The sequence below is a fragment of the Pseudomonas sp. FME51 genome, from assembly GCF_014897305.1.
Genome location: NZ_JABUYN010000004.1, coordinates 128,293 through 148,544, shown reverse-complemented (window position 1 = coordinate 148,544; position 20,252 = coordinate 128,293). Strand labels below are relative to the sequence as shown.

Sequence of the window (20,252 nt, the reverse complement as noted above, 5' to 3'; positions counted from 1 at the left end):
ATAAACGAACACACCCGCCGGGAGACGGCGGGCGTGCAGTATATAAGCAAAAGCGGCCGCCGGGTTTATCCCTGCGGCATTCTGATCAGTTCCAGCCCAGACGATCCATCAGCATGATAGCCTCAGGCTGACGCCGACCGGCCACTTCGATATTGACGTTGTCTGCCTTGAAGTCACCCCAGGCAGCCACTTCCGCGGAGGGCTCCAGCGCCGCGTTGGCAGGGAATTCCATGTTCACGTCGGCAAATACGCGCTGCGCTTCCTCCGTGGTCATCCACTCGAGCAGCTTGAGCGCTTCCTCGGGCTGCTTGGCATGCTTGGTCACGCCGGCACCGGAGATGTTGACGTGTACGCCACGGTCTTCCTGGTTCGGCCAGAACAGCTTGGCCTTAACGTCCGGCTCGGCCTTGTGCAAACGACCGAAGTAGTAGGAGTTGACAATACCCACGTCACACTGGCCGGCGTCGATGGCCTTCAGCAGCGCTGTGTCATCGGAGAACACCGGCGTCGCCAGGTTGGCCAGCCAGCCCTTGATCACGTCTGTGGTTTTCTCTTCACCTATGGATTCGAGCATGGTGGCGACCAGCGACTGGTTGTAGACCTTCTTCGCTGTGCGCAGGCATACGCGGCCTTTCCAGCTGTCATCAGCCAGAGCCTCGTAGGTGCTCAGTTCGTCCGGGTTGACCCGCTCGGTGGAGTAGGCAATGGTCCGTGCGCGCAGCGACAGCCCCGTCCACATGTCATTACTCGAACGCAGGTGCGCCGGGATGTTCTGCTCGATGGTGTCGGACTCCATCGCACGGAACAGGCCCTGCTCTTCGGCCTGCCACAGGTTGCCAGCGTCCACTGTCATGAACATGTCTGCGGGCGTGTTGGCACCTTCAGCACGCAGACGCGCCATCAAGGGGGCTTCGCGGTCGGTGATGAAGTTGATCTCTATGCCGGTCTTTTCAGTGTACATATCGAAAACCGGCTTGATCAGATGATCCTGACGGGAGGAATAAACCACCAGCTCCTTGGCCTGCGCGACGCTGGTGAAAGCGGTGGCGGCCAGGGTCAGGGCAACAAGATTACGGGTAAAGGACATCGGATAGCCTCGGGTTCGAAAAAGCGATCCTAGATGATAATGATTTTAATTAAGCAAATCCAGAGTATGCCCGAAAAAAGCACGGCACCCTCTTTCAGTCACCGTACACGCCCAATTCAGGCGGTTGCGCCAATGCAGGCAGATTATCGCCGAGCCCCATAGCGCGGCGGATGATGCCTGCCTTGACCGCGCCCTGCCCATTCAGCCACTGCATACCGCTGTTGCGCAGCCAGCGCAGCGGCAACGCATCGGCATGGAACAAACGCTCGAAGCCTTCCATCGCCGCCATCATCGACAGATTGGCACCCATTCGCCGGCGCTCGTAGCGCTGCAGCACCGGCAGGCTGGCGATATCTTCACCGCGTCTCAGCGCCGCACCCAGCACATCGGTCAGCTCGGCGACGTCGAGCAGGCCCAGATTCACACCCTGCCCTGCCAGGGGGTGAATGCTGTGCGCCGCATCACCGATAAGCGCCAGCCCCGGCATCACGTAGCGGCGTGCATGGCGCTGGCGCAGCGGGATGCAGTGGCGCTGATCGGCCTGAGTGATCCGCCCCAGCCGCCCTTCGAAGGCACGCTCCAGCTCGCTGGCAAACTGCGCCTCATCCAGCGCCATGACACGCTCAGCTGCTTCGGGCAGCAGTGACCAGACGATGGAACAGTAATGGCCGCCATCACGCTGGTTGAGCGGCAAAAAGGCCAGCGGACCGGTGGGCAGGAAGCATTGCCAGGCCGTATCGCCGTGGTGCCGCTCGGTACGGATAGTGGTCACCACCGCATGATGCAGATAATCCCATTCACGCATGGCAAATCCGGCCAGCTCGCGCACGCGTGAACGCGCGCCATCAGCCGCCACGATCAGCGGCGCCTGCACCGCCTCGGCATTTTCCAGATTCAGACGCCAGCCGTCCTCTTCGCGCACCAATTCCGTCACCCGCCGACCACCCAGCAGCGTCACGCCAGTGCTGGCCAGGCTGTCCAGCAGCGCCTGCTGAATGCGGCGATTCTCGACAATATGGCCCAGCCGGTTTTCACCCAGCACCCCGGCATCGAAGCGGATCTCGCCAGTGCCTTCGCCGTCCCACACGCACATATAGCGATAGGGGCTGCGCAGGTCCGGCGCGATACGCTGCCAGGCGTCAAGATTCGCCAGGATATTCTCAGAAGCAGCGCTCAGCGCACTTACTCTCGGGTCATAGCCTGATTCAGTGGTGCGCGCCGGCAGCGGCTGATCCAGCGGCATGGCATCCAGCACCGCCACCCGCAGGGAGGTATCCGCCAGGGCTCGCGCCAGCGTCGCACCAACCATACCGGCACCCACAATAATCAGATCAAACTGCTGCGCCATGGCGCCTCCGAAAAAATGTCGCTCAGCCGCGCAAACCCATGCCCTGACGAGCAAACAGGCTCTTGAGCGGCGGCAGAAGATCCAGCGCCAGCAGCCCGGCATTGCGGCCTGCCACCAGTGCAGAGTTGCGGTTACTGAACAATTCGGTCAGGTAGTGACTGAAGGCGACCGTGGCCGTCTGATCAGCATATTGACCGTCGATATAGCTCTGCAGCACCGCCAGTGAGCCAGGATCACGCTGTTCGCGCTGAGCCTGCAACAGGCTATCGGCCAATGCCATGGCGTCACGCAGAGACAGGTTGAATCCCTGCCCGGCAATCGGATGCAGACTGTGTGCGGCGTTGCCGAGCACCACCAGATGCGAGCGCACCTGCTCTTCGGCCTCGATCAGGTTCAGAGGATAGCTGGCGCGCTCACCCACCTTGGTCAGTGCGCCCATGCGAAAGCCGAACGCTGCCTGCAAACGTTGCAGGAACTCGGCATCCGGCAGGGCGGCGACGGCGTCGGCAATATTCACCGGCAGGCTCCAGACCAGCGCACTGCGCTGCCCGGACAACGGCAGCAACGCCAAGGGTCCGCTCTCGGTGAAGCGCTCGTAAGCCACCCCCGCGTGCCCACCCGCCGAGGTGATGTTGGCAATCACCGCCACCTGCTGATAGGGGTTGACCTTGCGCTGGATTCCCAGCTGCTCAAGCAGCCCGGAACGCCCGCCGTCGGCGATGATCAGCAGGTCCGAGGATAACTGCTGCGGGCCGTCCGGGGTCTGCAGATCCAGTGAATAGCCGCCCGGCTGGGGCCTGGCATGCGCCACCCGTGCTGGCGCCAACCATTCAATCGCCTGATGATCCAGCGAGCCAAGCAACACTTCGCCCAACCAGGCATTCTCGACGATATAGCCCAACGCTGGCACACCTTCGTCGGCGGCATGCATCAGGGCCGAACCGGGATGCCCCTGATCGGATATGTGAATCTGCCGAATCGGCTCTGCACGTCGGGCCAGATCAGTCCAGATACCCAACCGCTCGAACAGCCGCCGGCTGCCGTGGGACAGCGCCGTGGAACGATTGTCGTAGCTTGGCTGCCAGCCACCCTTGACCGGCGGCTGGGCCTCGATCAGACGAATCTTCCAGCCGGCTTCCCGGGCGCAGTCCTGCAGCCCCAGGGCGAGGCTGGCGCCGACCATGCCGCCGCCGACGATATTCAGGCTGATAGTCACGCAAGTGCATCCGTTACGGCACGGGCGCGCGCCATCAGCGCTTCAATCTCATCCGCTTCGCGCGGTACATTGCCGGTCAGTACATCATGACCTTCGCGGGTGACCACCACATCATCCTCGATACGGATACCGATACCGCGCCATTTGAGCGGTACATCCTCGTTGTCCGGAGCGATATAGATACCCGGCTCCACGGTCAGCACCATGCCCGGCTCCAGGACCCGCCACTCACCGCCCACCCGGTATTCACCAACATCATGCACATCCATGCCCAGCCAGTGTCCGGCGCGGTGCATATAGAATGGGCGGTAAGCGCCACTGACGATCAGCTCTTCCAGATCACCACTGAGCAGACCCAGTTCCAGCAGCCCGGCCGTGATCACCCGCACGGTCGCATCATGGGCTTCGTTCCAGTCACGACCGGGGCCGATTACCGCGAACGCGGCGACCTGGGACTTGAGCACTATGTCATAGATGGCACGCTGCTCAGGGCTGAAGCGGCCGTTGGCGGGAAAGGTGCGGGTAATGTCACTGGCATAGCAGTCCAGTTCACAACCCGCATCGATCAGTACCAGATCGCCGTCGCGGATCTGACTGGTGTTCTCGGTGTAATGCAGGATGCAGGCATTGCGGCCAGCGGCAACAATCGACGCATAGGCCGGCGAGCGACTGCCGTGGCGCATGAAGGTGTGTTGCAGCTCGGCTTCCAGTTGATATTCATACATGCCCGGGCGGCATACCTGCATGGCGCGGGTGTGGGCCTCGGCGGAAATATCACCGGCGGCCTGCATGACACGAATCTCCGCCGCACTCTTGTACAGGCGCATGTCATGCAGCAGGTAGTCCAGGGCGATGAATTCCTTCGGCGGCTCGGCGCCCAGTCGCGCCTTGCTGCGAATGGTATTGACCCAGCCCGTCAGGCGCATGTCGAACTCCTGGTTCACGCCCACCGCGTAATACACCCGCTCGCGACCTTCGATCAGGCCGGGGAGAATGTCATCGATATCACTGATGGGAAAGGCATCGTCCGCACCATAGGCCGCGACAGCGCCTTCCTGGCCGGCCCGATAGCCGTCCCAGAGCTCACGCTCCTTGTCCTTTTCCCGGCAGAACAGCACATATTCACCATGCTCGCGGCCCGGTATCAGTACCGCCACCGCTTCCGGCTCGGGAAAGCCGGTCAGATACTGGAAGTCGCTGTCCTGTCGGTACAGATGCTCGACGTCCCGATTGCGAATGTATACCAGTGCAGCCGGCAGAATGGCGATGCTGCCGGGTTCCATCTGCGCCATCAGCGCCTTGCGACGACGGGCGTATTCCTGCTTGCTAATGTGCATGGGCTATTCTCAGTGCAGTGAAGCGGGCGGTTGGTCCTGCGGCTTGTCAGCCGGCTGGCATTCGCTGAACAGCAAGAGTACAGCCATCCGCACATATTCCATGACTTCCATGAAATCAGCCTCATTGGCTTCGGACTCTTCCAGATCGGCCTGTACCTGAGCGATGGCGGCAAAGTCAGCCAGCACGCTGGTAGCCTCCTCACTCAACTCACCTTCTCGTCCAACCAGACCGAAGCCACCAAGGAAACCTTCACACCACTGCCCCAGCGCCAGCGTCCGGCGATCAATGGTTGTCTCATCATCGGGCAACAGCAGCGTCAGGTCAAAGCCACTGCCGGCCAGCTGCGCCAGACTGGCATCGTGCAGCTGGATCAGCAGCACCTTGTCCGCTTCGGACAGCTGGCCACGGCCATCAATGACCTCACGGGCCGCATCCAGCCAGGCGGTGTGGTCCAGGCGGCTGCCGGCAGAGAGCCGCCCAACCAGGTGGCCGTGCAACTCAGCGGGGAATCCGGCCGCACCCTGTTCAGTGAACATCTGGTCGACACGGTCATAATCAAAAGTGGCAGACATCAGAGCCATAGTTTTCTGGTCTCTCGGGCATGGGTAGATAATGCTGGGAACCTTTCCCAGACAGCTGCCATATCCTACAGACCTGACAGCCTCAGGAACAACCTGGCTTGCGCTCCGCGTCTCGCCATCGCCGTCACCAACCAGGTTCTCACAATCGCTCATCAGGGTTTGACCACCCTGCCGGGCGGCTCTATAGTTCTCCGACAGCGGGATGACAGAATGGCGCCAAATGGACGAACCCGATATCAACAACCTGATTGAAAAAATAGACCAGCTGATCGGCATCTGTGATCGACTGCAAAAACAGAACCACCAGCTCCTGGCCCAGGAACGTTCCTGGCGTGAAGAACGATTGCAGCTGATCGAGAAGAACGATTTGGCCCGTCAGAAGGTCGAAGCCATGATATTGCGTCTGAAATCCCTGGAGCACGATTCATGAGCCAACCCCTGACAGTCACCCTGCGCATCCTCGACAAGGAATACCAGGTAGCCTGCCCCCCTGAAGAACGTTACAACCTGGAAGAAGCTGCCCGCCATCTGGACAACACCATGCGCGACATCCGCAATCGCGGAAAAGTCGTTGGCGTGGAGCGAATCGCGGTCATGGCGGCACTCAACATCAGCCACGAAATGCTCACCGGCAACCTGCAGAAGTCGCGGCTGATGAGCGATCAACAGCAACAGATCACTGAACTGGCCAACCGTCTCGATCAGGCGCTGACACGCCATCAGGAATAGCCGAGGTCTGGAGTTGCAGTGAATTTTCTGTATACTCGGTCACATCCCTGGAGTGTTTGCCAGTCGGTGATGTCCCTGAGCCGATACTCCTGTAGAAGGGGGGCAGGCGCTATCGTCGGTGTGCACGTCCGCAAGTCGGAAAGCCTAAAACGATGCCATGTCCTCCGCCTTGAACTTTCGGGTTCAAGGGCTTACCCGACAGCGGCATTCCGGGGACTCATTTCATGAATGGCAGCAACCGTTCAGCATTGCGCCGTCGACTGCGCACAGCGCGCCGCGCTCTCAGCCCTCAGCAACAACATCAGGCCAGCCTGCAGCTATGGCGCCAGCTTGCACAGCACCCCCTGTTCCGCCGCAGCCGGCATATTGCCTTCTATCTGGCCAACGACGGCGAAATAGATCCAGCGATACTGATGGAGCACGCCCACCGCCTGGGCAAGCAATGCTACCTGCCGGTCATTACCGGCTGGCCAGCCAATCGCATGCACTTCCAGCGCCTGACTCCGCAACAGCCATGGGTAACCAACCGCTTCGGCATCCGCGAACCTCTGCTCAACCCGGCACTGCAGGCCAGACCCTGGCGCCTGGACCTGATCCTGATGCCGCTGGTCGGCTTTGACGAATCAGGCAACCGCCTTGGCATGGGTGGCGGCTTCTATGACCGCACCTTCGCTTTTCGGCGACTACGCAAACACTGGTTCGGACCACGTCTGCTGGGCCTGGCTCATGATTGCCAGAAAGTCGCACAGCTGCCCGCTGCCGCCTGGGATATACCCCTGGACGGCATCGTCAGCGATCAGCAGATCATTCTGGTGAAATAGGTTCAGCTTCGAATGAAGCTGCGGGGCGGTCAAAATAACTCTGGGTATAACCCGTAGTTACCACACCCAAGGTGAACACGAGCACTAAAACCCACATCAAGTCCGGCTTACGACGCATTACTTGCCCTCCAATACTGGCCAACTTCGTTGTCTGATCCTTCAGAACGCTCCTGTTGAGCGCACACATCGTTTTGAGACAATACTTCCGACGTATCGAGCGACACCGTATAACCCATTAATTTATTGACGTCAACTTTTCTGCCATTTCGGGCGCATCGACCCGCGCGGCCGAGTCAGCCCAGATACAACCGATAGGCCGGGTTATCACTTTCATGCCAAAAGGGGTAACCGATCTCCTTCAGTGCAGCAGGCACCTTGGCTCGCTCCGCTTCGGGCACCTGGAGCCCGACCACTACCCGACCGTAGTCGGCTCCGTGGTTGCGATAGTGGAACATGGAGATGTTCCAGCGCCCGCCCAGCTTGTTGAGGAAGTTGAACAACGCGCCGGGGCGTTCGGGGAACTCGAAGCGATAGACCACCTCGTCTTCCACCTGCACTGAGTGCCCGCCGACCATATGCCGGATGTGCAGTTTGGCCAGCTCGTTATCGGTCAAATCCAGAACCGGGAAATCCTTGGCAATCAGGTCCTCCACCAGCGCTTCACGCGGGTCATTCTCCGGGTGCGTCTGCACCCCGACAAAGATATGAGCTTCCTTATGGTCATGGTAGCGATAGTTGAACTCGGTGATGGCCCGCTTACCGATAGCCTGACAGAACGCCTTGAAGCTGCCGGGGCGTTCCGGGATGGTCACGGCCAGCAAGGCCTCACGCTGCTCACCGATTTCAGCCCGCTCGGCGACATGACGCAAACGGTCGAAATTGATATTGGCGCCCGAATCGATGGCCACCATCACTTTGCCGGTGCAGCCTTCGCGCTCGACGTACTTCTTGATTCCTGCCACGCCGAGACATCCAGCAGGCTCACAGATCGAGCGGGTGTCATCATAGATGTCCTTGATCGCTGCGCACATCTCATCAGAGGACACCGTGATGACCTCGTCGACGTATTGCTTGCAGATATCAAAGGTATATTTGCCGATCTGCGCTACCGCCACGCCGTCTGCAAACTGCCCGACCTGCCCCAGCGTCACCCGCTTGCCTTTCTGCAGCGCCATCTGCAGACAGTTGGAGTCGCTCGGCTCGACACCGATCACTTTGATGTCCGGGCGCAGGTACTTCACATAGGCTGCAATACCAGCGATCAAGCCGCCACCGCCAACCGGGACGAAAATGGCATCCAGATGTCCCTGATGCTGGCGCAGGATTTCCATGGCCACGGTACCCTGACCCGCGATGGTGTCGGGATCATCATAGGGATGAATGAATACCAGTCCCTTTTCTTCCACCTGCTTCTGCGCATAGGCCAGCGCCTCGTCGAAGGCGTCACCATGCAGCACCACCTTGCCGCCGCGCGCCCTGACAGCCTTGACCTTGATTTCCGGTGTGGTCTTCGGCATCACAATGGTCGCCTTCACCCCCAGATGCCTGGCCGCAAACGCCAACCCTTGAGCATGGTTACCCGCCGATGCTGCAATCACGCCACAGGCGCGCTGCTCATCGGTCAGTTGCATCAACTTGTTGTAGGCGCCGCGAATCTTGAAGGAAAACACTGGCTGCAGATCTTCGCGCTTGAGCAGAACCGTATTGCCAATTCGCTCGGAGAGGAAGGGCGCGCGATGAATAGGGGTTTCGACAGCCACATCGTACACGGGCGAGCAGAGAATCTTCTTTACGTAACTTTCCAGAGTAGGCATCAGGGTTTCGGCTTGGTGATAAGGTGAGATAAAGGTGCCAGTCTAAACGAATCGGTCCCGATCCGACTACACGCTGTCCGGATGGAGCCGTATAATTGCCGCTTTATTCAAATGCGCAGAGGTGACCGCCATGACCCAGGATGAACTCAAGCAGGCCGTTGGGCAGGCCGCGGTAGAAATTCTGCTGCCCAATCTGGAAGACAAGAGCATCATCGGGGTTGGTACTGGCTCGACCGCCAATCACTTCATTGATGCTCTGGCCCGGCACAAGGGCTTCTTCGACGGCGCCGTGGCCAGCTCTCAGGCCACCGCCGAGCGCCTGAAGCAGCACGGGATTCCCGTCTATGATCTGAACAGCGTGGCCAATCTGGACTATTACGTGGACGGTGCCGACGAGGCCAACCGGCATCTGGAGCTGATCAAGGGTGGCGGCGCAGCCCTGACCCGCGAAAAGATCGTGGCTGCCGTCGCTCGGACCTTCATCTGCATCGCCGATGAGAGCAAGCTGGTCAGCACCCTCGGCGAGTTCCCCCTGCCGGTGGAAGTGATTCCCATGGCCCGCAGCCACGTGGCCCGGGAAATCGTCAGACTCGGCGGCGACCCGACCTACCGCGAAGGCGTGGTGACCGATAACGGCAACGTCATTCTCGACGTCCACAACATGCAGATCCACGATCCCCGCGAGCTGGAAGAAAAGCTCAACGCGATTGTCGGTGTGGTCTGCAACGGGCTGTTTGCGGCAAGGCCGGCGGACATTCTACTGCTCGGCACGGCAACTGGCGTGCAGCGCATGGAGCGATCTGACAGCTGACTCTCAGTGAGAGTCTTTGCCGTCCCGTAGGTCGCGTGCAACTGGCAACCTACGGGGCGGTGAGAATGCCTGCCAAGTATTGCGCCGGTCAGGTAAGCCGCCTGCCCGGCGCTATCCCTTCACTGGGCAAGCGGACATGGAAAGCCGCTCCACCCAGCGCTGAATCCTCCAGATTCAGTTCGCCATCGTAGCTTTCGATGATATCCCTGACCACGGACAGCCCAATCCCCTGCCCCGGATGAGCCGTATCCAGGCGCTCGCCCCGGCCTATTATCCGCTGACGCTGGCTTTCCGGCACCCCGGGCCCGTCATCCTCGACGGTTATTTCGCAGATACCCTGGCTTACCGTCGCACTGACCTTGATATGCGCGACACTCAACCGGTAGGCATTTTCCAGCAGGTTGCCCAGCAGCTCCAGTAGCGCGCCCTCTTCCATCGGCACCTGAAAATCATCACGGATATCAAACTCCACGCGCAGGGGCTTCTCCTGATAAACCTTGCTCAGGGCCTCACAGAGCCTGGCAACCACCGGTGCCAGCGTCGCCTGATGCAACACCAACCCGCTGCGGCGCAAACTGGCTCGCTGCAATTGATAGTCGATCTGCTGGCTCATCCGCTCTATCTGATCCTGCAATACCCGGGATTGCTCGTTGCGCTCAGGTTGTTCACGGATATTTTCCGCCACAGTCTGCAGCACCGCCAGCGGCGTCTTCAGACTGTGGGCCAGGTCTGCCAGCGAATCGCGATACCGCGCCTGCTGCAGGCGCTCGCTATCGAGCAGACGATTCAAGGAGCGCGTCAGACGGGCAACCTCGGCAGGATGTTGATCCGTCAGGGCAGCTCGCCTGCCCTGCTCAATCTCGTTCAGCTCCCGTCGGACGCCGCCCAGTGAGCGCAGACTCCAGGTCAGCCCGAGCCAGAGCAGCACCAGCAGGATCAACAATCCGCCGCCCAGCCATAATCGCAGTTGCCGACTGAAGCTTTTCTGTAGAGGCGCGAACTCGCTGCTCGGTAACATGGTGATGAAACTCAGCGGCAGCTCATTATCCCCTGCCAGGTTCACTTCCACGTCGTAGACATAGTATTCCTTCTGATCCAGGTCACGTATGCGCAGGAAATCGATACGGTTGCCGCTGAAGTGCGGCAGATAGCTCAACTGCTCGTCTTCAGTGGAGCGCGAATGCCAGATCAGGTTGCCCGCCACGTCATGCACATAGCCCAGCAGCTTGGCTTCAGGCAGGTTGAACTCTTCATCCGGCATGTGTTCCGGCATGACCAGCTGGCCATCAACCACAGTCGCGACACTGATCAGGGTTGCCGCATCGGCAGCCAGGCGCTGCTGGATGACCTGCTCCAGCGTCTGCTCGAATGCATTCTGCAATGCCGGCAGCAACGCCAGTACGAAGAGCATGGCGAAGCCGGCGGCGCTGAACACCAACCGGGAACGCAGTGAGCGCATCAATGGCATTGCCCGACAAACAGGTAGCCCTGACCGCGTACCGTTTCGATCAGCTCGGGCTCTCCGGCCACCTCCAGTTTGCGACGCAGCCGCCCGACCAGCACTTCAATGACATTGGGGTCGCGGTCATCGTCGTCGGGATACAACTGTTCGATCAGTCGCTCCTTGGCCACCACCTGCTGATGATGGCGCATCAGATACTCGAGAATCCGATACTCGAAGGCCGTGAGTGACAGTGCCTGATCATCGACCACAGCCTGCTTGCGGTTCAGATCCAGCACCAGCGCCCCGGTACTGATCCGCGCCTGAACAAAACCCGAGGAACGTCGCACCAGGGCATTCAGCCGCGCCTCCAGCTCTTCGAACTGAAACGGCTTGACCACATAATCATCCGCACCGGAGGTCAACCCTTCGACCTTGTCCTGCCAACTGCCCCGGGCTGTCAGTATCAGAATCGGAAAAGTCCGACCCATGCTGCGTAATTGACGGATGAGATCCAACCCCCCCATACCGGGCAGACCCAGGTCGATGATGGCGATATCGTGATTGAACTGCTGAGCCTGAAACACGCCGTCCTCGGCGCTGTCGACAGCGTCGACAATATGACCTGCCTCACCGAAGCGCGTGGACAGGTGATGGCGCAACAGCGCCTCGTCTTCTACCAACAGGAGCTTCATGCCACCTCCGATAGTCAGGGGCTGTTGACGGGAACCGGCCCATGCAAACCCGCCCGGCATCAGGGTCTGTTGCCGGGCGGGTCGGGATCACACCGGAATCAGAAGTGATAGTTTAAACCGAGATAGGCCTGATCCGAGCTTTTCAGATCAAAAGAGCCACCGACACTGCGATCTCGGGCGTTCAGTCCGGCATCGACGGTCGTACGCAGATAACGGTAGCCGGCTTCGATCGAGAAGTCGGGGACCAGGCTGTGCAGGATACCCGCCTGCAGTCCACCGGCCAGCCCCAAATCACTGTCGCGATGGAATCCGGGGGAATCCTGCTCCAGTTTGACCAGACCGGCAGTGACGCCGCCGAACAGCCTGGTGTTATCCGCAACCGGCAGGAACAGATCGTAGCTGCCGAGCAGGTTCTGCTGGCGCAGTTTGTAGCGACTGGAATAGGTATCCGACACGTATTCATAGGTCAGGTACATGCGTCCGGTGTCATCCTGAACACCACCGCGAACGCCCCAGGTACCGGAATTATTGATGGTGTCGTCCAGACGACGGGTTTGCGAGCTGCCCTTGAGCGCACTGGAGCGGTCCATATTGTTGCTGGTTTCGCCCCATGTCAGTCCCACGAAGTTATCCTGGGCAACCGCCGGCAGGCTGGCAAATGCCATGGTGGTACCGACGGCAATCAATTTCAGTGCAGTTTTCATAGCTTGGGTCTCCGTTGAAAAATGATGGGAGACAGCATGCCAGCCCGCCGCTGAACCTAGCCTGAACTCTTGCTGAACCTGAGCTGAACGAACCGCAGTCAGCGCCCGAGTGGACAGTCGCAAGCACCCACTGTCTGTGCGGATTGCCAATTGATGGCCGCACGTGGGGGCACGTGTGGAATGGAGAGGAGAAAAAACAGCAGAAAACAACAGGTGGCGGGATTGCCCCGCCACCCAGCCACATCAGAACAGTACGCGGCAGCGAATGGTGCCGGTAATCTCGTGCAGTTTTTCCAGCGCCAGATCAGAGTAGGCAGCATCAACGTCGATAACCACATAACCGACCTTCTCGTTGGTCTGCAGATACTGACCGGAGATGTTGATGCCGTTGCTGGCGAACACCTGGTTGATCTCGCTCATCACACCCGGAATGTTCTGGTGGATGTGCAGCAGACGATGCTTGCCCGGATGTGACGGCAGCGCCACTTCAGGGAAGTTGACCGACGTGATGGAGGTACCGTTGTCGCTGTAGCGCACCAGTTTCTCAGCCACTTCCAGACCAATGTTGGCCTGGGCTTCCATGGTGGAGCCACCGATGTGCGGAGTCAGCAAGCAGTTGTCGAATTCGCGCAGCGGCGAAATGAACTCGTCCTTGTTGGAACGCGGCTCGACCGGGAACACGTCGATGGCCGCACCGTTCAGGTGCTTGTCGGCCAGTGCCGCGGCCAGTGCGTCGATCTCGACAACAGTGCCACGCGCGGCGTTGATCAGGATACCGCCCTTCTTCATGGCACGGATTTCCTTCTCACCGATCATCCACTTGGTAGCAGCGGTTTCCGGTACGTGCAAGGTGACGATGTCAGCGGTGCCCAGCAGCTCGGTCAGCGAGCCGACCTGCTGCGCATTGCCCAGCGGCAGCTTGGTCACCACGTCATAGAAAATCACCTGCATGCCCAGGCTTTCCGCCAGTACCGACAACTGAGTACCGATGGAGCCGTAACCGACGATGCCCAGCTTCTTGCCGCGGATCTCGAAAGAGTCGGTGGCGCTCTTCAGCCAGCCGCCACGGTGGGCAACGGCGTTCTTCTCGGGAATGCCGCGCAGCAACAGAATGGCTTCGGCCAACACCAGCTCGGCAACCGAACGGGTATTGGAATAAGGCGCGTTGAACACCGCCACACCCATTTCGCGGGCCGTGTCGAGATCAACCTGGTTGGTGCCAATGCAGAAGCAGCCGACGGCTACCAGTTTGCCTGCGTGCTGGAGCACGTCTGCGGTCAGCTGGGTACGGGAACGGACACCAATGAAGTGCGCATCAGCGATCGCTTCCTTGAGTTGTTCTTCCGGCAACGAGCCAGTGTGATAATCGATATTGGTGTAACCGGCTGCCTTCAGAGTGTCGACGGCAGTCTGGTGCACACCCTCGAGGAGCAGAAACTTGATCTTGCTTTTGTCCAGCGAGGTTTTAGCCATGTGTCAGTTACCCGTAATGCTGATGTATGATGGTCCGTCAGGTTTTTCGGCGTTTTCTCCGTCACTGACCTGTTTCGGAAGCCGCATATGCTAGCATAATCTCCCTTTTCCAGATGCCTGTTCGCAGCATGAAATGTGTTCAGGCGCTGCATGAATTTTGTTTGAGAGCCGCCATGACCCCTGAAGCCATCATTGAAACCCTGAAAACGCTGGTCGACGCCGACAAGGTTCGTACCGACAGTGAGTCACTGACCACCTGGGGAAAGGACTGGACCAAGCAGTTCGAGCCAGCCCCGCTGGCCATCGTGTTCCCTAAAAGCATCGAGCAGGTCCAGGCCGTGGTGCGCTTCGCCAATGAACACAAACTGGCCCTGACCCCGTCCGGCGGCCGCACCGGTTTGTCGGCCGCTGCCGTGGCCGCCAATGGCGAGATCGTCGTGTCCTTCGATTACATGAACCGGATTCTCGACTTCAATGCCTATGACCGCACCGTCACCTGCCAGCCGGGCATGGTGACTGCACAGCTGCAACAGTACGCTGAAGATCAGGGTTTGTATTATCCGGTGGACTTCGCCTCTGCCGGCTCCAGCCAGATCGGCGGCAACATCGGCACCAACGCCGGCGGCATCAAAGTCATCCGCTATGGCATGACCCGCAACTGGGTGGCCGGCTTGAAGGTAGTCACCGGCGCTGGCGAGTTGCTGGAACTGAACAAGGGGCTGGTCAAGAACGCCACCGGCTACGACCTGCGTCAGCTGTTCATCGGCGCCGAAGGCACCCTGGGTTTCGTCGTCGAAGCCACCATGCGCCTGGAGCGGGCACCGAAGAACCTCACCGCCATGGTGTTGGGCGCCCCGGATTTCGACTCCATCATGCCGGTACTGCATGCCTTCCAGGGCAAGCTCGACCTGACCGCCTTCGAGTTCTTCTCCGACAAGGCCATGGCCAAGATCATGGACCGCGGCGACGTACCCGCACCCTTCGAGACCGATTGCCCGTTCTACGCCCTGCTGGAATTCGAGGCAGTCAGCGAGAATATCGCCAACCAGGCGCTGGAAACCTTCGAGTACTGTGTGGAGCAAGGCTGGGTACTGGATGGCGTCATGAGCCAGAGTGAACAGCAGCTGCAGAACCTGTGGAAGCTGCGCGAGTTCATTTCCGAGACCATCTCTCACTGGACCCCGTACAAGAACGATATTTCGGTCACCATCAGCCAGGTACCGGCGTTCCTGCGGGATATCGACGCTATTGTCGGTGAGCATTACCCCGACTTCGAAATTGTCTGGTTCGGCCACATCGGCGACGGCAACCTGCACCTGAACATCCTCAAACCCGACGCCATGCCCAAGGAAGAATTCTTTGCCAAGTGCGCCAGCGTCAACCAGTGGGTGTTCGATATCGTCAAACGCTACAACGGCTCGATCTCCGCCGAACATGGCATGGGCATGACCAAGCGCGACTATCTGGGCTACAGTCGCAGTGCCGAGGAAATTGCCGTGATGAAGGCAGTCAAGGCGGTGTTCGATCCCAACGGCATCATGAACCCGGGCAAGATTTTCGCTGTCTGAGCAGTTCAACGATCAAAGGACAGAGTCATGGCATATCAGCACCAATACTTCGACGGCACCTCGATCCCCTTGCCCATGGGCAAGGTGGTCTGTGTGGGACGCAACTATGCCGAACATGCGCGCGAGCTGAACAATCCGATCCCAAGCGAACCGCTGCTGTTCATCAAGCCCTCTACCTCTGTGGTGTCGATGGTCGACGGCTTCCGTCTGCCGGTCGGCCGTGGCGCTGTGCATTACGAAACGGAAATCGCCCTGCTGATCGGCTCGCCGCTGTCCGGCACCGTGAGCCCGGCAGATGCCGCAGCCGCCATCACAGGTGTCGGCCTGGCACTGGACCTGACCCTGCGCGAACTGCAGGATCAGCTCAAGAGCAAAGGGCATCCCTGGGAGCGAGCCAAGGCATTTGACGCCGCCTGTCCGCTTTCACCCTTTGTCCAGCTCGATCAGGCACCAGCACTCAATGCCATTGCGCTGGAACTGAAGATCAATGACGAGCTGCGCCAACAGGGCACCAGCGCTGACATGATCACGCCGATTGTTGCGCTTCTGCAGCACATCGCCGGGGTATTCAGCCTACTGCCGGGTGACGTGGTGATTACCGGCACGCCCGCAGGAGTCGGTGTACTGAATCCCGGCGATGAGCTGGAATTGGCTATTCCCGGCGTCCTGCAGCAGGCCAGTCGCGTACTCAACTGAAACGAAGAAGTCCCAGCGGGGAACTTTCCTGCTCAGGTGCAAGTCCTGACAGCTTTCACTTATTTAAGGAAAATCCCTTTGAGACGTCTTCTGCTGGCCATCATTCTGCTGTTGCTGGTCGCAGGCTACAGCCTCCTGCATGTCACCCATCTCGATACCCTGCTATGGCAGAGCTGGAAGCTCAATCGCCAGTCGATGCCCGAGCAGGCGCTCGACCTGGGTCGCTACCGGGTCGATATCGAAGCTCTGGCAATCCCTGAACTGGCCGATGATCTCTCGGCATTGACCTACAACGAAGACAGCGACACGCTGTTCGGTGTGCTCAATGGCAATCCCCTGATCGTCGAGCTGAGCCTGGATGGCCAGCTGCTGCGCCACATTCAGGTCAAGGGCGTGGAAGATATGGAAGGCCTCACCCATATCGCCGGCAATCGCTATGTGATTGCCGAAGAGCGCAAACGGCGCCTGCTGGAAATCGAGATTCCCGATGATGCCGTCGAACTGGACGTCACCGACGCCCCCAGCTTGACGGTATCGCTGGACGAGGAACAGAACAACAAGGGGCTGGAAGGCCTGTCCTGGGACGCCCAGCGTCAGCGGCTGATGGTGGTCAAGGAACGCGACCCCATGCAGGCATTCATCGTCACCGGCTTCGTTGGCCAGCCGGAGGGCGCCTCAATCAGCATCCAGCTCGAGCCTTCGCTGCAGCCAGACAACCTGTTCATGAATGACCTCTCCTCCCTGAGTGCCGACAACCACACAGGCCATCTGCTGTTGCTCAGCGATGAGTCGCACATGGTGGTGGAATACAGCGCTGACGGCGAGCCTCTGAGCCTGTTGGGTCTGTGGCGCGGGATGAGCGGCCTGAGCCGGACGGTGCCCCAGGCTGAAGGATTGACCATAGACAGCCAGCGGCGGATCTATGTGGTCAGCGAGCCGAACCTGTTCTATCGGTTTACGCCAATCAATCCGTCAGCAGAGTAGCCAACAGCTCCAGCTCGTTCTCATTGAACACCTGCACCCCGCAGCGGCGCAACGCGGCCGCGGCCACACCTTCGCCGGCAACGCGGTTGCCGCTGAAACTGCCATCATAGGTTTCCTGATTACCGCAGGAGGGACTGCGCGCCTTGAGCACCGCGAACCTGATGCCGTGGCGGCTGGCCAGTTCCACCGCAGCGGCAGCACCAGCCAGAAACGCCGCACTGACATCGCGCCCATCCACATCAACCACCGGCACCCGCCCCTCCAGCACGGCTGCGCCCTGGCCGCCGGGGATTTCCGCGGGCGGCCGGGGCGTAGGCAGACCGCCGCTGACTTCCGGGCAGAGCGCAACGACCCGCCCCTGCGCCTGCCACTGCTGCAGCAGGGAGTAGGGTCCAAGGGCGCCGCCGTCGTAGCGGACCGGCCGGCCCAGCAGGCAACTGCTGACGAGAATCTTCTGCATGATCAACGCATCAACGGGTTGTCTGGCCGGCGGCGGAACCAGCCCACCAGACTGGCCCGGTCACGCTGCGCCTGAAGCACTTCGTGAGGCAGGCTGGCGCTCATGAATACCGCGAGGGTTCCCGCCCGTGGAGGCACATCCATCACGCCATCCGGCAAATGCAGCCGCAATTCGCCGCCATCACCCGGCTGCCATTGGCTGTTCAGATACAGAACCACCGAGACAGTCCGCAACGGACTGTCCTGGAACCTGTCCACATGACGCTGGTAACCGGCGCCGGGCGGATAGAGTGCGTAATGGGTTTCGAAACTGTCCAGCCCGAGAAACAGTGTCCGATTCAGGGTGTGGCGCAGTTTTTCCATGGCTGCCAGATAGGCTGCGGTGGCCTTATTGGCCGGGCAGTCATCCAGCCAGCGGATATGGTCACCACGAATATCCGGCACCACCACCTGCTCACCGGCCCGCCCCACGGCGGCGGGTTTCAACGCATCACTGACCCAGAGCGAACGGCAATCGCGCTCCAGCTCGCCGAGCAGCTCATCGGGCAATGCACTCTCGGTGATCGACCAGCCATGCACAGCCAGGCTGTCAGCCACACAGACCAGACGGTCTGCCGCAGCAGCAGGGAACTCGGGCATCGTATTCATACTCAAATCAGGATAGCAGCGCCGTGCCACGGAGGTGGCACGGCGGACAAGACCCAGGATTCCGGGCGCCGTACAGTGTAAACGGCCCGCCTCCCCCATGACACTCCCCCTGATCCGATAATTGCGAGGTTCCATGCGTTCGCTCCCCCTGCACTCTCTGTGGTTCATTTTCGTCGCCCTGCTGCTATGCAGCCTGTACGCCAGCGCCAGCCCGGCCGAGCTGTATCAGCGCTCCGGCATGAATCAACATCAGCAGCATTTCCAAGGCGCGCTGCAGAGCGCCCAGCAGCGCTATGCCCAGCAACTGCCTCCAGCTGTGCAGCAAGCCCTGTTGCGCAACAGCAATCAGCGGTTTGCCCCTCAGGGCATGCATGACCGCGCTCAGGCGCGGTTGGCCCTGGCGCTGGAGCCAGCGGATATCCAGCAGGCGCTGACCTTCTTCAATAGCCCACTGGGGCGCAAGATAGTTGCAGCTGAAACGCAAGCCAGTTCGCCGGCCTCGGTCGCAGCCATGCAGCGGGGGTTGCCAGCGCAGCCATTGAGCCCCGAACGCCGGGCGATCATCGAGCGACTGGCTGCGCGGCTACCGGCTCTGGAGCTGGGCGTGGAGGTCTCTACCGCACTGACCGGGCTGGCTGCCCAGAGCGCCAATGATCTGCTCGGCGGACTGATGAAAATCCCGCAGCAAGCGGGCACCGGCGGTCGCGACCGCCTGCGCGAACAGATGCGCCCGAACCTGCCGGACACCCTGGCGCACATATATCGAGATCTGGATGATGACGAACTGACCCGCTTTACCGAGTGGAGCGAGTCTTCCGGCGGCCAGGCGTTCTACCGCGCGACGGAACAGGCCGTGCGCGATGCACTGAACCCCTGAAGCACCGCGAGCGAGGGCGATCCGGCGTCAATACCCCAGCCGATCGCCCAGCCAGTCGAGGTATTGTCCGCGCAGCTTGGCCTTTTCATTGGCCAGATGATGGCGCGCCTGGGGCAGGTAGAACAGCTCCGGGGCATCGAACTTGTCCTGTAATACCTTTATGTTGTGCTGCCAATCCACCGTCCCATCGGCCTGCCCCTGCACGATCAAGGGCCGATGCGCCGCCGGCACGGCCGTCTCGATACGCGGAATCCACTTATCCAATGCCTGAACCCAGGCCACAGGCAATACCTGCGCTTGCAGCGGATCATGCTGGCGAATGAATTCCAGGAAATCGGCATCGGTGGAATTATCGGTAAAACGACGCCCCAGTTGCTGGATGAAACCACCGAGCAGCTTGAGGCTGAATTGGGACACCCCCCACTGTCGTGGGCGTACCAACGGCGCCATCAATATGGTCTGCCCCGATTGCTCGGGCATGGGGCCATGCAACAGCCGATCAATCAGAATCGCCCCGCCGGTGCTCTGTCCGAGAAAATGCCAGGGTGCCGGCAGCTTCCACAGCCGTCCCTGCTCAAACACACCATCAAGCACCTGCTGGTAACGCAGGAAGCAATCGATACTGGCCCGCTCTCCGCTGGACAACCCGTGTCCAGGCAGATCGAACGCCAGCACAGCCAAACGGTGCTTGAGCGCCCAGCGGATAAGGTGCTGATACAACCCCATGTGGTCGTAATAGCCATGCAGCAGCACCAGCGTGCCGCGCGGCGCTGACGGCCGCCAGACCTGCACGGCGAGGTCGAAACCATCTACGCTGATGCGCCCCAGATGCTGATCCACCTCTTTACTGAAATCGATACCGTAATAAGCCGCGTACTGTCGAGCTGCCTGATTGAAGGGCTGACCCGGCTCAAGCTCGGGTAACTGCTCGACAAGGGTATTCAGAAACGCTTGATCCATTG

Annotated in this window: 21 protein-coding genes and 1 other RNA gene; 9 read left to right on the top strand and 13 right to left on the bottom strand. The window is 60.2% G+C overall.

Going from position 1 to position 20,252, the window contains the following annotated elements:
• Nucleotides 1-85: 85 nt before the first annotated feature.
• The 5 genes from INT39_RS08975 to INT39_RS08955 all read right to left on the bottom strand — a co-directional run bounded on the left by INT39_RS08975 (nt 86) and on the right by INT39_RS08955 (nt 5,570).
• Nucleotides 86-1,087 (bottom strand): extracellular solute-binding protein, encoded by a 1,002-nt coding sequence (locus tag INT39_RS08975; RefSeq protein ID WP_193073565.1) that lies wholly within the window; start codon nt 1,085-1,087, stop codon nt 86-88.
• Between the two features lie 94 nt (nt 1,088-1,181).
• Nucleotides 1,182-2,435, bottom strand: coding sequence for an FAD-dependent monooxygenase (locus INT39_RS08970; protein ID WP_193073564.1), 1,254 nt, complete (start codon nt 2,433-2,435; stop codon nt 1,182-1,184).
• A gap of 22 nt (nt 2,436-2,457) precedes the next feature.
• Nucleotides 2,458-3,651 carry a 2-octaprenyl-6-methoxyphenyl hydroxylase gene (gene ubiH / locus INT39_RS08965; protein ID WP_319021338.1) on the bottom strand — a complete coding sequence of 398 codons (1,194 nt, stop codon included), beginning with the start codon at nt 3,649-3,651 and terminating at the stop codon, nt 2,458-2,460.
• Nucleotides 3,648-4,988 (bottom strand): Xaa-Pro aminopeptidase, encoded by a 1,341-nt coding sequence (gene pepP, locus INT39_RS08960; protein ID WP_193073563.1) that lies wholly within the window; start codon nt 4,986-4,988, stop codon nt 3,648-3,650. The genes ubiH and pepP overlap by 4 nt, the downstream gene beginning before the upstream one ends.
• A gap of 9 nt (nt 4,989-4,997) precedes the next feature.
• On the bottom strand, nt 4,998-5,570 hold the full coding sequence (locus INT39_RS08955; RefSeq protein WP_226944646.1) for a UPF0149 family protein: 573 nt from the start codon (nt 5,568-5,570) through the stop codon (nt 4,998-5,000).
• A gap of 220 nt (nt 5,571-5,790) precedes the next feature.
• On the opposite strand from INT39_RS08955, the gene INT39_RS08950 reads away from it, so the two are divergent.
• From INT39_RS08950 to INT39_RS08935, 4 genes are all read left to right on the top strand, one after another.
• The gene (locus INT39_RS08950) at nt 5,791-6,000 is read left to right on the top strand and encodes a TIGR02449 family protein (protein WP_193073562.1); all 210 of its coding nucleotides are present in this window, start codon (nt 5,791-5,793) and stop codon (nt 5,998-6,000) included.
• Complete coding sequence (locus INT39_RS08945; RefSeq protein WP_193073561.1) at nt 5,997-6,299, top strand: cell division protein ZapA; 303 nt, start codon at nt 5,997-5,999, stop codon at nt 6,297-6,299. Before INT39_RS08950 ends, INT39_RS08945 begins: the two co-directional genes overlap by 4 nt.
• A 41-nt stretch (nt 6,300-6,340) precedes the next feature.
• Nucleotides 6,341-6,519, top strand: a non-coding RNA gene (gene ssrS / locus INT39_RS08940) — 6S RNA.
• A gap of 4 nt (nt 6,520-6,523) precedes the next feature.
• The gene (locus INT39_RS08935) at nt 6,524-7,120 is read left to right on the top strand and encodes a 5-formyltetrahydrofolate cyclo-ligase (protein ID WP_193073560.1); all 597 of its coding nucleotides are present in this window, start codon (nt 6,524-6,526) and stop codon (nt 7,118-7,120) included.
• Between the two features lie 293 nt (nt 7,121-7,413).
• On the opposite strand, the gene ilvA is transcribed toward INT39_RS08935, so the two are convergent.
• The gene (ilvA, locus tag INT39_RS08930; RefSeq protein ID WP_193073559.1) at nt 7,414-8,934 is read right to left on the bottom strand and encodes a threonine ammonia-lyase, biosynthetic; all 1,521 of its coding nucleotides are present in this window, start codon (nt 8,932-8,934) and stop codon (nt 7,414-7,416) included.
• 130 nt (nt 8,935-9,064) lie between these two features.
• On the opposite strand from ilvA, the gene rpiA reads away from it, so the two are divergent.
• Nucleotides 9,065-9,745, top strand: a complete 681-nt coding sequence (rpiA, locus tag INT39_RS08925) for a ribose-5-phosphate isomerase RpiA (protein WP_193073558.1) — start codon at nt 9,065-9,067, stop codon at nt 9,743-9,745.
• A gap of 88 nt (nt 9,746-9,833) precedes the next feature.
• Here rpiA and INT39_RS08920 read toward each other — a convergent pair whose 3' ends face one another.
• The 4 genes from INT39_RS08920 to serA form a co-directional block, all read right to left on the bottom strand.
• Nucleotides 9,834-11,207: an ATP-binding protein gene (locus tag INT39_RS08920; RefSeq protein ID WP_226944645.1), complete on the bottom strand. Its 1,374-nt coding sequence runs from the start codon at nt 11,205-11,207 to the stop codon at nt 9,834-9,836.
• Complete coding sequence (locus tag INT39_RS08915; RefSeq protein ID WP_193073556.1) at nt 11,204-11,881, bottom strand: response regulator; 678 nt, start codon at nt 11,879-11,881, stop codon at nt 11,204-11,206. Before INT39_RS08915 ends, INT39_RS08920 begins: the two co-directional genes overlap by 4 nt.
• A 98-nt stretch (nt 11,882-11,979) precedes the next feature.
• On the bottom strand, nt 11,980-12,585 hold the full coding sequence (locus INT39_RS08910) for an outer membrane beta-barrel protein (RefSeq protein ID WP_193073555.1): 606 nt from the start codon (nt 12,583-12,585) through the stop codon (nt 11,980-11,982).
• A 243-nt stretch (nt 12,586-12,828) separates the two neighbouring features.
• Nucleotides 12,829-14,058: a phosphoglycerate dehydrogenase gene (gene serA / locus INT39_RS08905; RefSeq protein WP_193073554.1), complete on the bottom strand. Its 1,230-nt coding sequence runs from the start codon at nt 14,056-14,058 to the stop codon at nt 12,829-12,831.
• A 173-nt stretch (nt 14,059-14,231) separates the two neighbouring features.
• Between serA and INT39_RS08900 the strand changes: the two genes are divergently transcribed.
• The 3 genes from INT39_RS08900 to INT39_RS08890 all read left to right on the top strand — a co-directional run bounded on the left by INT39_RS08900 (nt 14,232) and on the right by INT39_RS08890 (nt 17,306).
• Nucleotides 14,232-15,626, top strand: coding sequence for an FAD-binding oxidoreductase (locus INT39_RS08900; protein ID WP_193073553.1), 1,395 nt, complete (start codon nt 14,232-14,234; stop codon nt 15,624-15,626).
• Nucleotides 15,627-15,653: 27 nt separating this feature from the next.
• Nucleotides 15,654-16,322 carry a fumarylacetoacetate hydrolase family protein gene (locus tag INT39_RS08895; protein ID WP_193073552.1) on the top strand — a complete coding sequence of 223 codons (669 nt, stop codon included), beginning with the start codon at nt 15,654-15,656 and terminating at the stop codon, nt 16,320-16,322.
• Between the two features lie 78 nt (nt 16,323-16,400).
• On the top strand, nt 16,401-17,306 hold the full coding sequence (locus INT39_RS08890; RefSeq protein WP_193073551.1) for an SdiA-regulated domain-containing protein: 906 nt from the start codon (nt 16,401-16,403) through the stop codon (nt 17,304-17,306).
• Here the strand turns inward: INT39_RS08890 and INT39_RS08885 are convergent.
• Nucleotides 17,287-17,766, bottom strand: a complete 480-nt coding sequence (locus tag INT39_RS08885) for a DUF523 domain-containing protein (RefSeq protein WP_193073550.1) — start codon at nt 17,764-17,766, stop codon at nt 17,287-17,289. The genes INT39_RS08890 and INT39_RS08885 overlap by 20 nt on opposite strands.
• A 2-nt stretch (nt 17,767-17,768) precedes the next feature.
• Nucleotides 17,769-18,413: a 2OG-Fe(II) oxygenase gene (locus INT39_RS08880; RefSeq protein WP_226944643.1), complete on the bottom strand. Its 645-nt coding sequence runs from the start codon at nt 18,411-18,413 to the stop codon at nt 17,769-17,771.
• 133 nt (nt 18,414-18,546) lie between these two features.
• Between INT39_RS08880 and INT39_RS08875 the strand changes: the two genes are divergently transcribed.
• Nucleotides 18,547-19,290, top strand: coding sequence for a DUF2059 domain-containing protein (locus INT39_RS08875; protein ID WP_193073549.1), 744 nt, complete (start codon nt 18,547-18,549; stop codon nt 19,288-19,290).
• Between the two features lie 27 nt (nt 19,291-19,317).
• Here INT39_RS08875 and INT39_RS08870 read toward each other — a convergent pair whose 3' ends face one another.
• Complete coding sequence (locus INT39_RS08870) at nt 19,318-20,250, bottom strand: alpha/beta hydrolase (protein WP_193073548.1); 933 nt, start codon at nt 20,248-20,250, stop codon at nt 19,318-19,320.
• Between the last annotated feature and the right edge of the window lie 2 nt (nt 20,251-20,252).